This is a genomic window from Dyella monticola (genome assembly GCF_003363155.1).
GTDB lineage: Bacteria > Pseudomonadota > Gammaproteobacteria > Xanthomonadales > Rhodanobacteraceae > Dyella_B > Dyella_B monticola.
Genome location: NZ_QRBE01000007.1, coordinates 132,294 through 147,260, shown reverse-complemented (window position 1 = coordinate 147,260; position 14,967 = coordinate 132,294). Strand labels below are relative to the sequence as shown.

Here is a 14,967-nt window from a genome sequence, read left to right as displayed (position 1 = left end):
TCACGAAACCCGTTGCGTTGGGGCCTTTACAGAAACCAAAGCATAGCTTTGCCAAGATAGCGCGGTCTCCGATCACGTGAGGTGCCGCTTCATGAGCATTCGCAACGTTGCAGACGTACTGGTCGAAACGCTGGCTCAGGCCGGGGTAAAGCGCATCCATGGCTTGGTAGGCGACAGCCTCAACGGCATCACCGAATCACTGCGTCAACGCAAGGATATGCAGTGGATCCATTACCGGCACGAGGAATCGGCCGCTTTCGGCGCCGGCGCGGAATCTCAGCTAACGGGCACGCTTGCTGTCTGTGCAGGATCGTGCGGCCCCGGCAACCTTCACCTTATCAATGGCCTGTTCGATGCGCATCGCTCACGCACGCCAGTGCTGGCCATTGCTGCGCACATTCCTTCGGCTGAAATCGGCAGTGGCTATTTTCAGGAAACGCATCCGCAGAATCTGTTCAAGGAATGCAGCCATTATTGCGAGTTGATAAGCAGCGCCTCCCAAATCCATCGCGCGGTTGCCATGGCGATTCGAACAGCCATCGGTCAACGCGGCGTGGCGGTCTTGGTCATTCCCGGCGATGTAGCGCTTTCTGAAGCAAGCGGCCCGGTGGCCAGCGGCCAAAGCCTGCTGCCCGCCTCGCCCAAGGTCGTGCCGGCCGAGGCACAACTGGAACAGCTCGCTGCATTGCTCAGCAGCGGGCGCAAAGTCACGCTCTTTTGCGGCCGCGGCTGCGCCGGTGCGCACGACTTCGTCATACGGCTGGCCGAGACACTCAAGGCCCCGATCGTGCACGCACTGGGTGGCAAGGAACACGTCGAGTGGAACAATCCCTATGACGTAGGCATGACTGGCCTGATCGGCTTCAGCTCCGGCTACGAGGCCATGATGAGCTGCGATACGCTGCTGCTGCTTGGCACCGATTTTCCCTATCGCCAGTTTTTTCCCGACGACGCGAAGATTTGCCAGATCGATCTGCGCGCGGAGAATCTCGGCCGCCGCTGTCGTCTCGACCTGGGTCTAGTTGGCGATGTAGGCGCCACCATCGAAGCGCTGCTGCCAAAATTGAAAGCAAATGGCGACGACAAGCACCTGAAAAACAACGTGGAGCACTACAAGAAGGCGCGCGAGGGGCTCAACGATCTCGCTACCGGCAAACCGGGCAGCGCATTGATTCATCCCCAATACGTGGCCAAAGTGGTGAGCGACGTTGCCAATGACGACGCGGTTTTTACCTGCGACGTAGGCACGCCGACGATCTGGGCTGCGCGCTATCTGCACATGAATGGCAAGCGTCGCTTGCTTGGTTCCTTCGTGCATGGCTCGATGGCCAATGCGATGCCCCAAGCCATCGGTGCGCAAACCGCCTTTCCCGAGCGCCAGATTGTGAGCCTGTCCGGCGACGGCGGTTTTTCAATGTTGATGGGTGATTTGCTGACGCTCGTGCAACACAAACTGCCCGTAAAGATTGTGGTGTTCAACAACAGCACGCTCGGCTTCGTGGAATTGGAAATGAAAGCCGCCGGCTTTCTGCCCACGGGCGTAACGCTGGACAACCCGGATCTCTCGGCCCTCGCACGCGCTGCAGGTATCTACGGCGTGCGCGTGGAAGATCCCGGCGATCTGGAAAAGGCGGTGCGCGAAGCGTTTGCGCATAACGGACCTGCCCTGATCGACGTCGTCACCAATCGCCAGGAATTGTCGATGCCGCCGAAAATTCAGCTGGAGCAGATGAAGGGTTTCAGTCTTTGGGCGCTACGTACCGTGATGAACGGTCGTGGTGACGAACTGATCGAACTGGCGCGCAGTAATCTTCGCCGCTAATGATATCGCGCTCGTTTGCTGCGTTTTCGATCAACCCATGCCTATCCGTCGCATGACCTTGCCGACGACTTCCCTGCATACCGCAACATGAAGCAAGAAAGTGATCGCGAAGTAAGCGATGCCGTAAGTCGATAGAACAACTAAAGCCGTGCCAATCGGGCCATAGGGAGGCAAGTAGTGCTCGATGCTGCACGCCGCCAGCGCCGCCAAAATGGCCGCACCCCACAGCTTGATCATCATCGGCAATGCGACGCCCGTGGCACCCAGCATCTTGTTCATCTTCCGCCGCAGCAGATGAAACTCGATCCATCCGGCCACGCCAGCCGAAGCGGTCAGGCCCACCGCCCCCCATTGCAGCGGTATACCCAGCATTCTGGGCCCCAGCAACGCGCTGCCCAGGCCCAGCACGGCGGTAAACATGAGCCGCACCATGGCAAAGCGCAAAGGGCTGCGCGTATCGCGCATGGCGTAATAGGTGGATGAATAAAGACGTCCAAAGGTGGACGCGAGCAATCCCACGCCGGAACCCGCCAGAATCGCCCACACGTAATAGGAATCCTTGCTCGTGAAGGCACCTGATTGGTAAAGCGCGGCAACGATCACATTGCCTAACGCAAAGAACGCCATGGCGGAAGGCACGATGAAAAACGCAATGCGCTCCAATCCATTGTTCAACCGTACCGACAGTTTTGCCGCGGTTTCCGCGTCGACGTGGTCGCCTGCCATGCGCGAAAGGGTCGGCAGTTCCGAGGCGGATACGGCCATGCCGAACAAACTCACCGGCAGCAAATTGATCGAGGATGCCGTGGTCATGCCCGCAATGGCGCCGCTCCCCAGCAACGTGGAAATAGCCTGATCCACGAAGGCGCTGATTTGCACGACACCGCGCCCTACCGCCACGCCAATGAAACTGCCACCCACCTGCTTCACGTGCAGACTGCGAAAATCCAACCTCAGGCGCAAACCGGGAACCAACTTCAGCACCGGACCCAACTGCACCAGGAACTGCAGCACGCAACCGAGTACGGTGCCCCATGCCAGGTAAACGATCAGGCGATCCGCATCCAGGTGACGAAAGACCAGCATCGTCACGATCATGGAAAGATTCCAGATCACGGGCGCCGCATACGAGAGGAAAAATTTGTGGTGACTGTTGAGAATGCCCAGACACCATGCCGACCACACCAAAATGCCGGTGCCAGGAAAAAGAATCCGCACGATCAAAATGGTGAGCTCGCGCTTTTCACCGGTATAGCCGGGCGCAATCAACCAGATGAGATAAGGTGCCGCCAACACACCCAAGGCGACGATGATCGAAATGATCAAAGCCAGAATGGCGAAGATCGCGCCGGCCAGGCGATCGGCATCTTCCTGTTTGTGCTGCGCCAGCAAGCGGGCGTAAACGGGAATGAAGGAGGCCGAAAGCACACCTTCCCCGAACAGATTCTGCAAAAAGTTCGGCACGCGTAGCGCAGCGCTAAAGATATCTGCCGCGTCGGACAGGCCGAAGTAATGGGAAAACACCCGCTGTCGCGCCAGTCCGAACAGGCGACTGCAAAGGATGCCCGCTCCCACCAGCAAGGCGTGTCCGCGGCCGGCCTCTTTCGTCATATCTGTCCGCTATCGGAAAAGCGCAAAGGGTAGCATCGACGGCCTCTCCCCCTAAAGCAAAGGCCGCCCCGAAGGCGGCCTTTGCACGACAAAAACCGTATCACTCAACGGCGCGCCTTCGATAGCAGACGCAGCAGTTCCATATACAGCCATACCAAGGTCACCATCAGCGCGAACGCACCGTACCACTCCATGTACTTTGGCGCCCCCTGTGCGGTGGCGCGGTCGATCATGTCGAAATCCAACACGAGGTTGAGTGCGGCGAGCCCCACCACCAACAAGCTGAAGCCAATACCCAGCGCACCCGTTTCGTGGATAAAAGGAATCTGGATATGCGTAAAGGCGCGCAGCGCCATATCCACGATGTAGAGCAAAGCAATGCCGCCGGTCGCCGCCATCACGCCCATGCGGAACTTGTCTGTCACCTTGATCAGCCCGGACCGGTACAGCAGCAGCATCACCGCCAACACGCCCACCGTCAGCATCACCGCCTGTAGCACGATGCCGGGAAAACGCAGGTTCATCACTGCCGAAATACCGCCCAACGCGAAACCCTCGGCAATGGCATAGAGCGGCGCCGTAATACCCGCAAAACGCTGCGCAAATGTGGTAATCAGCGCCAGCACCAAGCCTACGATGAGCCCGCCCCACATAAAGGGGCTGATGGCCGCCATGGCTCCCATGACATCGCCACCGACCGCCGCATCGGCAAAACGCTGCCAGGTCCAGCCGCCGGTGATCACCGCCAGCACCAGCAACAAGCCCGTGCGCGTGATCGTGCCGTTCATGGTCATGCGTTCGCCCGTGACGGGCAGTCCCTGAAACGCCTTGGGGCGCAGTACCGGATTACCTGAAGGCATGGTTATTCCTTAGTCTTTTTGGTTTAGTTGAGGAGTCATCCTATCTAATAAATAGATAGCGTCTCGTTAATCCGACGGGGGTTTCCCTTCGATCACGACATAGTGTCGCTCGCCTTGCGCTGGATCGAAATACACGGCGGTGAGCTCACCGCTACCGGGGTCGACGAAGCGTTCGCCGGTATCCTTCCAGCGCGGGTCGGGCCCGGTGCGTAAGAGCGGCTTGTAGCGCCAGCGTTCGATCGCCAGCCCCACCACCAACAGCAAGCCGCCGAAGATCAACTGCGGCAGCAACGCCACCAGCACGCCAGTCAGTGCGGCGATGACCGCCCCCACCAGCAGTACTGCTCCGATCACATACAGCACAAAAGGCAGCATGCGCGTGGCTTAGGTCGGCGGGTCGAGCACCACGGCGGTGCCGTAGGCCACGATCTCGCTCATGGTCTGGCCGATTTCGGCCGAATCGAAGCGCATCATCAGCACCGCGTTCGCCCCCATCAGCTTGGCATTGGCAACCAAGCGGTCGAGTGCGTGGCGACGCGCTTCCTCCAGCATCTGGGTGTACTCGTGGATCTCGCCCCCCACAAGCGAGCGCAGCCCCGCCATCACGTTGCCGCCAATACCACGGCTGCGCACCACCACGCCGAATACCTGCCCCTTCACCTGAACCACCTGATGCCCTGGAACGTTCTCGGTCGTCACCACCAACATAGCTCGCTCCTTTCATTGGGAAACCACGGTAGAGGCACGATACCCCAAGTCTTCACCCGCTGCGCCCATACCCGCGTCTAACTTTTGGGCATTTGCGCCCTGCCGACCGGCACTTAGGCAGACGCGGGGCACTATGGCACCATCCCGCGGTCAACCGTTGTTCTGAGCTAAGGATGAAATCATGATGTCGAGCCCACTGAAGACATTGGCATGGAGCGTATTGCTGGGCATGGGCCTGGTCACCACCTGCGTGGCCGCGCATGCCGATGCACCTGCTTCCAAGGCTGTCGCCAATGACAGCAATGTCCTGCGCGCCACGCTCGACAACGGCCTTCGTGTGGTGATCGTGCGCGAAACGCTTTCGCCGATGGTCACCACGCAAATCACTTACCTCGCCGGCGGCTATCAGACGCCCGATGGCTTTCCCGGCACGGCGCACGCGCTGGAACACATGATGTTCCGCGACAGCAAAGGCATGACCGGTTCGCAGCTCAATGAGATGACCGGCAAAATGGGTGCGGACAACAATGCCTTCACCACCAACGACGCCACCCAGTACTACTTCGTAGCACCGTCCAATTACCTGGACATCCTGCTGCATATCGAATCGGCGCGCATGCAGGGCGCACTGCTTACCCAGCAGGATTGGGACCGCGAGCGCGGCGCGATCGAGCAAGAAGTATCGCGTGATATCTCTCAACCCGAATTTCTTGCGTTCCAGAAAGCCGAGCACACGCTCTATGCAGGCACCGGCTATGCGGAAGATCCGCTCGGCACGCGCTCGTCCTTCGGCAAAACCACGGCTGCGGACTTGCAGGCGTTCTACAAGACCTGGTACGTACCCAACAACGCCTTGCTGGTGATCGTCGGCGACGTCAATCCGCAGCAGACGCTGGCGAAGGTGCAGCAACTGTTCGGTACGATTCCACGTCGCAAAACGCCTGAGCACATACCGCTGAAACTTCAGCCGGTGAGACCGGAAACCATCGCCACCACCACGCCGCGTGGCACCGGTACGGTGCAGTTCATGTACCGCATGCCGGGCTTGATGGACAACGACAATGCCGCCGCACAGATACTGCTGGACGTACTTACCAATGCGCGCAGCTCGCTTTCCGCGCTTGCGGTAGAGGGCAAAGTGCTCAGCACCAATGCAGAATTGCAGCCTTTCAGCCACGGCGGCGTGGGTGTTATCGAAGTGGGCTTTCCCAAAGGCGGCGATGCACACAAAGCGCAGGCTGATCTGGACGGTGTCATTAACGACCTGCTGAAGAACGGTGTACCTGCCGATCTGGTGGAAGCTTCCAAGCGCTCTGAAATCGCACAGGCCGAATTCAACAAAAACAGTGCCGTATCGCTCGCCACCGCATGGTCGCAAGCCATTGCGTGGACCGGTCTGAACTCGCCGGAAGAGGTCGAAGACCAATTCCGTAAAGTCACCGTGGCCGACGTCGATCGCGTGGCGCGCCAGTACTTGAAGCCGGACGAACGCGTCACCGTCGTGCTGACACCGAATGAAAACGGCCAGCGCCCGCCGGACAGTGCGGGCTTTGGTGGTTCCGAATCCTTCGCCGGTAATGACAAGCTCGACGTGCCGCTGCCAGCGTGGGCGAGCGAAAAACTCAGCAAGCTGGAAATGCCGCGCTGGACGCTGGCACCGGTTCAAATGACGCTCGACAATGGCATTCATCTCATCGTGCAGCCGGAGACCATCAGCAAAACGATCACCGTGCTTGGGCATATCGACAACAACCCCAAACTACAGGAACCGGCCGGCCAGGAAGGCGCGGCGCGCCTGCTTGATTCGCTGTTCGATTACGGCAGCACCACGCTGGATCGCGATGCCTTCCATAAGGCACTGGACGACATCTCCGCCGACGAAAAAGGTGGCACCGACTTTGGTGTCGTTGCGTTGAGCGACCAATTCGATCGTGCGGTGCAATTGCTGGCCGATAATGAATTGCGCCCTGCCCTGCCGCAGCAAGGCTTCACCGTGCAGCAGGAAACACTCGCACGCGCGCTGGCCGGTGAAATGCAATCCCCGCAGTACAAGATGATGAAAGCGCTGCGAACCGGGCTTTTGCCAGCGGGCGATCCGGACCTTCGCTTTGCCACGCCGGCAACGATCGATGCGCTGACGCTTGGGAACGTCAAGGGTTACTTCGCCAAGGCGTATCGTCCTGATCTCACCACGATTGTCGTCGTCGGCAACGTCACACCTGAACAAGCCAAAGCAACGGTGGAACGCTACTTTGGACAATGGAAGGCCACGGGCTCGAAGCCGGATGTGATTTCCAAGCCGGTCGGCGTGAATCCTTCCGGCTATACCGTGGTCGACAATCCCTACGCATCGCAAGACCAGGTGCTGATGGGCCAGATGCTCGAACTCAACCTGCACAATCCCGATCGCTATGCCTTGCAACTGGGCAATAACGTGCTTGGCGGCAACGGCTTTGCGTCACGGCTGATGACCGATATCCGCGTGAAACATGGCTTCGCTTATGGCGCCGGATCGAACATCCATTTCGATCGCACACGCTCGATCTTCTTCGTGCAATATGGCAGTGATCCGGACAAGGTTGCCCCCGTCGACGCGCTGGTACGCCAGAACCTGATCGACATGCAGAACACGCCCGTCAAGCAAAGCGAACTGGATAACGCACGCCAATACGAGATCCGTTCGATTCCCGTGGGCGTTTCCAGCATCAACGGCATCGCGCGTTCGCTGTTGGACTGGTCCTGGCACGGCGAGCCGCTGAATCAGCCAATGGTGGCCGCCAAGTACTACCTCACGCTGACGCCCGAACAAGTGCAGGCCGCATTCAGGAAATACTTGAAGCCGGAAAACCTGATGCAAGTAGTGCAGGGGCCAACGCCGGCCAAGCATTGAGTGCCTCTACCGTCGCCCCGGCGAACGCCGGGGCGACACATAACCACCGTTGAGCGCCCCAATCAGTTCGCGCGTAACTCAGCGTTGCCCTTTTTCCAAATTCGGCAAGAACACCGCCAGCACACCGATCAAAGGCAAGTACGCGCACAGCGAGTACACGTAATCGATGCCGCGCACATCCGCAACCTGCCCCAGCACCGCGGCACCGATGCCGCCCATGCCGAACGCGAGGCCGAAAAACAGCCCTGAAATCATGCCTACGCGTCCGGGGATCAGCTCTTGCGCATAAACCAGAATCGCGGAAAACGCCGAGGACAAGATCAAACCGATCACCACGGACAGCACGCCCGTCCAGAACAGATTGGCATGCGGTAGCGCCAGCGTGAACGGGGCAACGCCAAGTATGGATACCCAGATCACCCACTTGCGCCCCACCCTGTCGCCCACCGGACCGCCGATCAGCGAACCTACCGCCACCGCGAAAAGAAAGACGAACAAATGAATCTGCGCAGCCTGTACCGACAGGCCGAACGTGTGAATCAGGTAAAAGGTGAAATAGCTGCTGATGCTGGCCAGATAGAAATACTTGGAAAAGATCAGCAAGCCTAAAATCGCCAGGCACGCCATCACCTTGCCGCGGCTCAGCGCTTCACCGGCCACATGACGCACCGTCTTGCTGCGGCTGACATGATGCAAGCGATACCAACGCCCCACTTGCAACAACACCACCATCGCAAGCAGCGCCGCGAGTGAAAACCACGCCACGCTGCCGCGCCCGTGCGGCACGATGATCCAGGCGGCCAGCAACGGCCCGAGCGACGAACCGGTATTGCCGCCCACCTGAAACAAGGACTGCGCCAATCCGTGTTGGCCGCCCGATGCAAGGCGCGCGACGCGTGAGGATTCGGGATGGAACACGGATGAGCCCGTACCGACCAACGCGGCCGCCACCAGGAGCACCGCGTAATTCGGCGCGGTGGCCAGCAACAGCAGGCCCAGCAGCGTGAAGCCCATGCCCACGGGCAAGGAATACGGCATCGGCCTGCGGTCGGTGATAGAGCCCACCACCGGCTGCAGCAACGATGCGGTGATCTGATAGGTGAGCGTGATCAGGCCCACCTGACCGAAGGTCAAATGAAAGCCGCTTTTCAAGATGGGATAGATCGCAAGAATCAACGACTGGATCATGTCGTTGAGCAGATGCGAAAAACTGATGGCACCCAGAATGGTGTAGTCGGTGCGCACCGCAGTCGACGGCACGGACACCGATTCGGCGGAGTTCTGCATGGCTTCTCGAAGGGTCGGGGGAACCGGCGCGATTGCCGGGTTGCAGCTACCACCTTAAAGTACCCGCGTGCGGCCTGCATGCACAATTGGGTCAACTTCTGTCGAATTCAGGCCAAGGCTGAGGCAGCATGCGAAATGCCCGTGTCATCCATTACGAAGACACCCCGCGCGACGTCGTCGCCACCGGCAACGATTACCCCGCCGGAATGGTCCTGCCCCGTCACACGCACAAGCGTGGCCAATGCCTGTATGCCGTAACCGGCGTACTCACCGTCACGACCAGCGAGGGAAGCTGGGTGGTGCCGCCCTACCGCGCCCTATGGATTCCGGCGGGCGTGCATCACACCGTGCACATGGGCGGCCCCACCAGCACGCGCAGCGCGTATGTGTTGCCGGAGGTCGCGGCAAGCACGAAGCTGCCTGCCCATTGCACCGTGATCAGCGTGTCGCCGCTGCTGCATGCGCTGCTGTCCGAAGCCGTGGACGTGCCCGCCGAATACGCACTCGGTAGCCGCGACGATCAGGTGATGCGCCTGCTGGTGGAGGAAATCGCCCGTATGCCCATCCTGCCGCTCAGTACTCCGCTGCCGCAGGAACCGCGGCTGGCGCGGCTATGCCACGCATTGCTGGAATCACCATCGATGGACGTGGACATCGATACGATGGCACGCAAGGCCGATATGAGCCGGCGCAGCTTCACCCGTCTGTTCCGCGAGCAAACCGGCATGAGCTTCAGCCATTGGCGACAACAGGCCTGCTTGCTGGCCGCGCTGGCCCGGCTGGCGCGCGGACAGCCCGTGACGCGGGTAGCAGTAGAGCTCGGCTATAGCAGTCCCAGCGCCTTTGCCGTCGCCTTTAGGCGTACGCTGGGGGCTACGCCCAGCCAGTACCTTGCGCCAAGGCATGTCACCTGACATAGGTATCACGGCAACCGCTGTCACGAATGTGTCAACGCACCGTCACATTATGTCCAGACCCTGGCGCGCCAAATACGCTGCCACGCCCTGACGACCACTGGATTGACGCATCGATGAGCAAACGCAACGACCAAGACGCCCTGTCTCCCGCAAGTGTCGCCAATGCTGTCGAAGCGATCGCCTCGCCACCCGTCGATCTCAGCGAAAAAACGTATTACATCCATCGCGAATTATCGCAACTGCAATTCAACAACCGTGTGCTGGAACAAGCCTTGGACGAGCGCACGCCGCTGCTGGAACGCCTGAAATTCCTGCTGATCTTTTCCAGCAACATGGACGAGTTCTTCGAAATCCGCGTCGCCGGCCTGAAAAGCCAGCTCGCTTTCGGCCACGAAATCGTCGGACCCGATGGCATTGCGCCCAAGCAGGCGCTGGCGGAAATCAGCGAGATCGCGCACCGACAGATCGCACGCCAGTACGCCATCCTCAACGAACGCCTGCTGCCCGAACTGGACGAGCACGGCGTTCGCATCGTTCGCCGGGAAAGCTGGACGCCAGTGCAGAAGCGCTGGATACAGCGCTACTTCCGGCAAGAAGTGGCGCCGATAATGACGCCGATCGGACTCGACCCCACGCATCCGTTCCCATTACTGGTCAACAAGAGCCTCAACTTCATTGTCGAGCTGGAGGGCGTCGATGCGTTCGGGCGTGATTCGGGCCTGGCCATTCTGCCTGCGCCGCGCGTACTTCCGCGCACCATGCGCCTGCCGGACGACATTTGCGAAGGCGGCGAAAACTACGTGTTGCTGTCTTCGATCATTCATGCGCATGCCGATGAGTTATTCCCCGGCATGGAAGTGCGAGGCTGCTACCAGTTCCGCCTCACGCGCAACGCGGACCTCACCATCGATCCGGAAGAAATGGACGATCTGGCACGTGCGTTGCGCGGCGAATTGTTTTCCCGCCGCTTCGGCGATGCCGTGCGCCTGGAAGTGGCCGACAACTGCCCGAAGAAACTCACCGATTATCTGCTCAAACAGTTTGGTCTCACCGAGGCGGAGTTGTACGAGGTCAACGGGCCGGTCAACCTCACGCGCCTGTTCGGCATCATCAATCGCAGCCAGAGCCCGCACTTGCAGTATCCGCCGTTTGTGCCGGCCATCCCCAAGGCACTCAAGAAAGCCGAAGACCTGTTCCAGGTGATCAACAAGCAGGACGTGCTGTTGCTGCACCCGTATGAATCGTTCGCGCCCGTGGTGGATCTGGTGCGGCAAGCGGCCAAAGATCCGGACGTGCTCACCATCGAGCAGACGCTCTATCGCACGGGCGCGACCTCTGAAATCGTGGATGCGCTGGTGGAAGCGGCGCGTGCGGGCAAAGAAGTGATCGCCGTGGTGGAACTGCGTGCACGCTTCGACGAAGAATCCAACCTGAGCCTGGCCACGCGCCTGCAACAAGCCGGTGCGGTGGTGATCTATGGCGTGGTCGATGTGAAGACGCACGCCAAGATGATGCTGATCCAGCGCCGCGAAGGGCAGAAATTGCAGCGCTACGCTCACCTTGGCACCGGCAATTACCACAGTGGCAATGCGCGCCTGTATACCGATTACAGCCTGCTCACCTCCGATGCGGCGCTGTGCGAAGACGTGCACAAGCTCTTCAGCCAGCTTACCGGCATGGGCAAGCTGTTGAAGATGAAGAAGCTGTTGCATGCGCCATTTACGCTGAAAAAATCGCTGCTGGACCTTATCGCCCGCGAGACCGCGCATGCCGAAGCCGGCAAACCTGCGCAAATGATCATCAAGATCAACGCGCTGACCGACGCCAAGATGATCCGCGCGCTCTATAAGGCGAGCATTGCCGGCGTGAAGGTGGAACTGATCGTGCGCGGCATGTGCTGCCTGCGCCCTGGCATTCCGGGTATTTCGCAGAACATTCGCGTGCGCTCGAATGTAGGCCGTTTTCTCGAACACAGCCGCGTGTATTGGTTCGCCAATGACGGTGATGAACGCATGTACCTGGCCAGCGCCGACCTGATGGAGCGCAATCTCGATCGGCGTGTCGAAACCGGCTTTCCCATTGAGGACCGCAAACTGCGCCAGCGCATCCGCAAAGAGCTCGACCTCTATCTCGCCGACAACGCCACCTCATGGCAATTGCATACCGACGGCAGTTACACCCGCCTGCGTCCCGCCGACGGCCACGTGCAGCATGATGTGCAGCGGCAATTGCTGGATAAATACTGCGGGGTCGGCGCACCCGTCGCCTGACGTCAGGTATGCACGTGGCGTCGCACCCAATCCACGTAGCGGTCGACGAATTCCTGCAGAAACTTCTTGGTGCTTTCGACGCCGATGTTGCCGTCCTGATCGATCAGCCCGTCGCTGTATTTGACGAACACCTCCGGCTGCCCCATCAAAGGCACATCCAGATACGCCAAGATGTTGCGCAAATGTTGCTGCGCCAGTGCGGTGCCCGTGGCCCCTACCGAAATGCCTGCCACGGCACCCGCCTTGCCGGCGAACGCGCTGGCACCGTACGGGCGTGAGGCAATGTCGATGGCGTTTTTCAGCACGCCCGGCACGGAGCGGTTGTATTCGGGTGTAACGAACAACAAGGCATCCGCCGACTTGATCTGTTCTTTCAGTTGCCGGCATACGGGTGGGTAGTCGCTGTCGAAATCCTGGTTGTAGAACGGCAGGTTGTCGATGCGGACATGCTCGAACGAAAACTCGTGCGGCGCCAGGCGCTCCAGCGCTTTGGCGAGCTTGTGGTTGAGCGACTCCTTGCGCAGGCTGCCGATCAGCACCGCTATCTTGATTGCGCTCATGCCACTCTCCATTCGGGTGGGGCCCACGTAGCGTCAGGGGATGCAGGTGTTCCGGAAGATGCACCGCCGGCCTGCAACCAGGCGTGAAATCGTCTCTCAGACACCCAAGCACGGGCTGGCATGTCTCCTGCATGAGGGCGGAACTAACGCAATATTGTGACGGAGCGCTCAAAATAGGTCTGCCTCGGCGCAAGTCGCCGCGGCGAATACGAGAAAGCCGAACGACACGGGAAACAAGCCCGCGTCGGCGAGGCATGAGCATTACGCCGCATGACTTCAGGGACAGGGGAGCTGAGCTGAGGTGTCAGGGGAAGCGCTGTTCAATGGCTTGGTGAAGCGAAGGTGGTTTCCGACCGCCTTGCCTTTGATTTGGCTGCTGTGGTTCTCGCTGGTGCAGGCCGCCGTCATCAACGTGCCGCTGCGCGGGGCATGGCACGAAGTGACGCGTGGGGACACGCCCGCGTCAGTCCTGGCCGCGTTCCGACAGGGGACGCTGAAGGTATTCAGCCCCTCCATCATGCAGCGCTTCTCACGCGAGGACCTAGGTAGCTGGGTGGTGCTTGAGCCCCAGGGAGCCAGCACCAAGGAAGAGCGCGTTCTATCGATCTACCCTGCCCCCATGGGTTCGATCACCCTTTACGCCGGTCACGGCCCTGCCCGCACCCTGGCGCTGGATGACTTCGACAACTCCCTGCATGGACACGGGCGACTCGCCTTTCGCCTGCCGCCTGGGCAGGATTCGACCCAACCGCTCCTGCTCAAGTTCGAACCCACCGGCAACATGGCCGCGCCGGAACGTTTCGAATTGCAAAGCCTGGACGATTTCGTCCAGGAAGATTCCAACTGGCTGACATTCGCGACGGCCTGCTTTGCCGTGATGGTGGCGATGGCACTGATGGCCTTGTGCTTCGCCATCATGCTGCATGACGTGACCTTCGCCTGGTACACCGGCTACATGCTTTGCTATGTGGTGGTGCAAGGGGTGGAAACCGGCTTTCTATTCCACCCGCTGCAACTGCGATGGCTGGCCGGCTCCGAAGTGCTGGTGGGTGCGTCGGCCGTGGCGCTGTCGGTTTCATTCGCATCGCTGTTCATCGTGCGCTTCTGCGATGTCCAACGTTTTGTACCGCCCTTGCGCGTGCCGGTGATCGCGCTTGGGTTTGCGATGCCATTGATCGTGCTGCTGCGCTGCAGCGGTGTTCACGAGCTGGTGGTGATGGCGCAGACGCTGGTCAATCCAGTGCTGATTCTCGGCGCACTGCTGTTGCTTTTTACTGCGCTCGTCGCCGGTGCCAGGGGTTCGCGCCCAGCCTGGTTCTTCCTGGTCGGATGGACCCCCTTGCTGATACTCACCGCGATGACCAGCGCACAGACCACCGGCGCATTGCCGAGCCTGGACTGGCTCAACGATGCCAGCATCGCGATGGGCGCGTTCGAAGCGATCGTGCTGTCGCTGGGTCTGGCCGATCGTGCGCTCACGATGCGACGCGATCGCGATAACGTGCGTGTATTGGCCGACCGCGATGCGCTTACCAATATTTTCAACCGGCGTGCGTGGACGGAGGCGGCCAACCGTATGCTGGAAGGCGCTTCCGGTTCGGAGCGTTCCATCGCCCTGCTGTTTCTTGACCTCGATCATTTCAAGGCGCTCAACGATTTCCACGGCCATGCGGCCGGCGATCGCGCGCTGGTCGCGGTGGCCGATGTGTTGAGCAGCGAATTGCGTCCTACGGATCTACTCGGCCGCTACGGCGGCGAGGAATTCGTCGCCATGCTCCACGATGTCAACCAGGAGCAAGCCTTGCACGTGGCCACGCGGTTATGCCGGCGCGTGCATCGCTTGGAAATTCCCGTGAACCTGCAAGATCTGCGACTGAGCGTGAGCATTGGCCTGTCCATGCGCAGCATGGGCGATACGCTGGAGTCGCTGATCGAACGCGCGGACCAGGCGATGTATTACGTCAAGCTCAACGGGCGCAACCAGGCGCAGGCCTATGAGCGGCGCGCGGAGATGCGCAGCACATCGCCGCATCGTTGACTTC

The 14,967-nt window shown here is 60.1% G+C and carries 11 protein-coding genes; 5 read left to right on the top strand and 6 right to left on the bottom strand.

What is annotated here, in order from left to right:
* The first annotated feature begins 91 nt into the window (after positions 1-91).
* Positions 92-1,822, top strand: coding sequence for a ubiquinone-dependent pyruvate dehydrogenase (poxB, locus tag DWU98_RS12910; protein ID WP_115495978.1), 1,731 nt, complete (start codon positions 92-94; stop codon positions 1,820-1,822).
* Positions 1,823-1,852: 30 nt separating this feature from the next.
* On the opposite strand, the gene murJ is transcribed toward poxB, so the two are convergent.
* The 4 genes from murJ to DWU98_RS12890 all read right to left on the bottom strand — a co-directional run bounded on the left by murJ (position 1,853) and on the right by DWU98_RS12890 (position 5,001).
* Positions 1,853-3,433, bottom strand: coding sequence for a murein biosynthesis integral membrane protein MurJ (gene murJ / locus DWU98_RS12905; RefSeq protein WP_196239509.1), 1,581 nt, complete (start codon positions 3,431-3,433; stop codon positions 1,853-1,855).
* 104 nt (positions 3,434-3,537) lie between these two features.
* Complete coding sequence (locus DWU98_RS12900; protein WP_115495977.1) at positions 3,538-4,293, bottom strand: Bax inhibitor-1/YccA family protein; 756 nt, start codon at positions 4,291-4,293, stop codon at positions 3,538-3,540.
* A 66-nt stretch (positions 4,294-4,359) separates the two neighbouring features.
* On the bottom strand, positions 4,360-4,668 hold the full coding sequence (locus DWU98_RS12895) for a hypothetical protein (protein ID WP_115495976.1): 309 nt from the start codon (positions 4,666-4,668) through the stop codon (positions 4,360-4,362).
* Positions 4,669-4,677: 9 nt separating this feature from the next.
* On the bottom strand, positions 4,678-5,001 hold the full coding sequence (locus DWU98_RS12890; RefSeq protein ID WP_115495975.1) for a YbjQ family protein: 324 nt from the start codon (positions 4,999-5,001) through the stop codon (positions 4,678-4,680).
* 181 nt (positions 5,002-5,182) lie between these two features.
* Here DWU98_RS12890 and DWU98_RS12885 point away from each other — a divergent pair, with 181 nt between their 5' ends.
* Positions 5,183-7,891: a M16 family metallopeptidase gene (locus DWU98_RS12885; RefSeq protein ID WP_115495974.1), complete on the top strand. Its 2,709-nt coding sequence runs from the start codon at positions 5,183-5,185 to the stop codon at positions 7,889-7,891.
* Positions 7,892-7,969: 78 nt separating this feature from the next.
* Here DWU98_RS12885 and DWU98_RS12880 read toward each other — a convergent pair whose 3' ends face one another.
* A complete protein-coding gene (locus DWU98_RS12880) occupies positions 7,970-9,178 on the bottom strand; it encodes an MFS transporter (RefSeq protein ID WP_115495973.1) in 1,209 nt (402 codons plus the stop codon).
* 128 nt (positions 9,179-9,306) lie between these two features.
* Here DWU98_RS12880 and DWU98_RS12875 point away from each other — a divergent pair, with 128 nt between their 5' ends.
* Together DWU98_RS12875 and ppk1 are read left to right on the top strand one after the other, a co-directional pair.
* Entirely contained in the window at positions 9,307-10,092 is a 786-nt protein-coding gene (locus DWU98_RS12875) for an AraC family transcriptional regulator (RefSeq protein WP_115495972.1), read from the top strand.
* 116 nt (positions 10,093-10,208) lie between these two features.
* Entirely contained in the window at positions 10,209-12,365 is a 2,157-nt protein-coding gene (gene ppk1 / locus DWU98_RS12870) for a polyphosphate kinase 1 (protein WP_115495971.1), read from the top strand.
* Between the two features lie 2 nt (positions 12,366-12,367).
* On the opposite strand, the gene DWU98_RS12865 is transcribed toward ppk1, so the two are convergent.
* Positions 12,368-12,925 (bottom strand): NADPH-dependent FMN reductase, encoded by a 558-nt coding sequence (locus DWU98_RS12865; protein WP_115496044.1) that lies wholly within the window; start codon positions 12,923-12,925, stop codon positions 12,368-12,370.
* 358 nt (positions 12,926-13,283) lie between these two features.
* Between DWU98_RS12865 and DWU98_RS12860 the strand changes: the two genes are divergently transcribed.
* On the top strand, positions 13,284-14,963 hold the full coding sequence (locus DWU98_RS12860) for a sensor domain-containing diguanylate cyclase (protein WP_230474835.1): 1,680 nt from the start codon (positions 13,284-13,286) through the stop codon (positions 14,961-14,963).
* Positions 14,964-14,967: the final 4 nt, after the last annotated feature.

Excerpts from the sequence above, each read along its gene's own strand:
- poxB (WP_115495978.1), top strand. The coding sequence starts at position 92 with ATGAGCATTCGCAACGTTGCAGACGTACTGGTCGAAACGCTGGCTCAG.
- murJ (WP_196239509.1), bottom strand. The coding sequence starts at position 3,433 with ATGACGAAAGAGGCCGGCCGCGGACACGCCTTGCTGGTGGGAGCGGGC.
- DWU98_RS12900 (WP_115495977.1), bottom strand. The coding sequence starts at position 4,293 with ATGCCTTCAGGTAATCCGGTACTGCGCCCCAAGGCGTTTCAGGGACTG.
- DWU98_RS12895 (WP_115495976.1), bottom strand. The coding sequence starts at position 4,668 with ATGCTGCCTTTTGTGCTGTATGTGATCGGAGCAGTACTGCTGGTGGGG.
- DWU98_RS12890 (WP_115495975.1), bottom strand. The coding sequence starts at position 5,001 with ATGTTGGTGGTGACGACCGAGAACGTTCCAGGGCATCAGGTGGTTCAG.
- DWU98_RS12885 (WP_115495974.1), top strand. The coding sequence starts at position 5,183 with ATGATGTCGAGCCCACTGAAGACATTGGCATGGAGCGTATTGCTGGGC.
- DWU98_RS12880 (WP_115495973.1), bottom strand. The coding sequence starts at position 9,178 with ATGCAGAACTCCGCCGAATCGGTGTCCGTGCCGTCGACTGCGGTGCGC.
- DWU98_RS12875 (WP_115495972.1), top strand. The coding sequence starts at position 9,307 with ATGCGAAATGCCCGTGTCATCCATTACGAAGACACCCCGCGCGACGTC.
- ppk1 (WP_115495971.1), top strand. The coding sequence starts at position 10,209 with ATGAGCAAACGCAACGACCAAGACGCCCTGTCTCCCGCAAGTGTCGCC.
- DWU98_RS12865 (WP_115496044.1), bottom strand. The coding sequence starts at position 12,925 with ATGAGCGCAATCAAGATAGCGGTGCTGATCGGCAGCCTGCGCAAGGAG.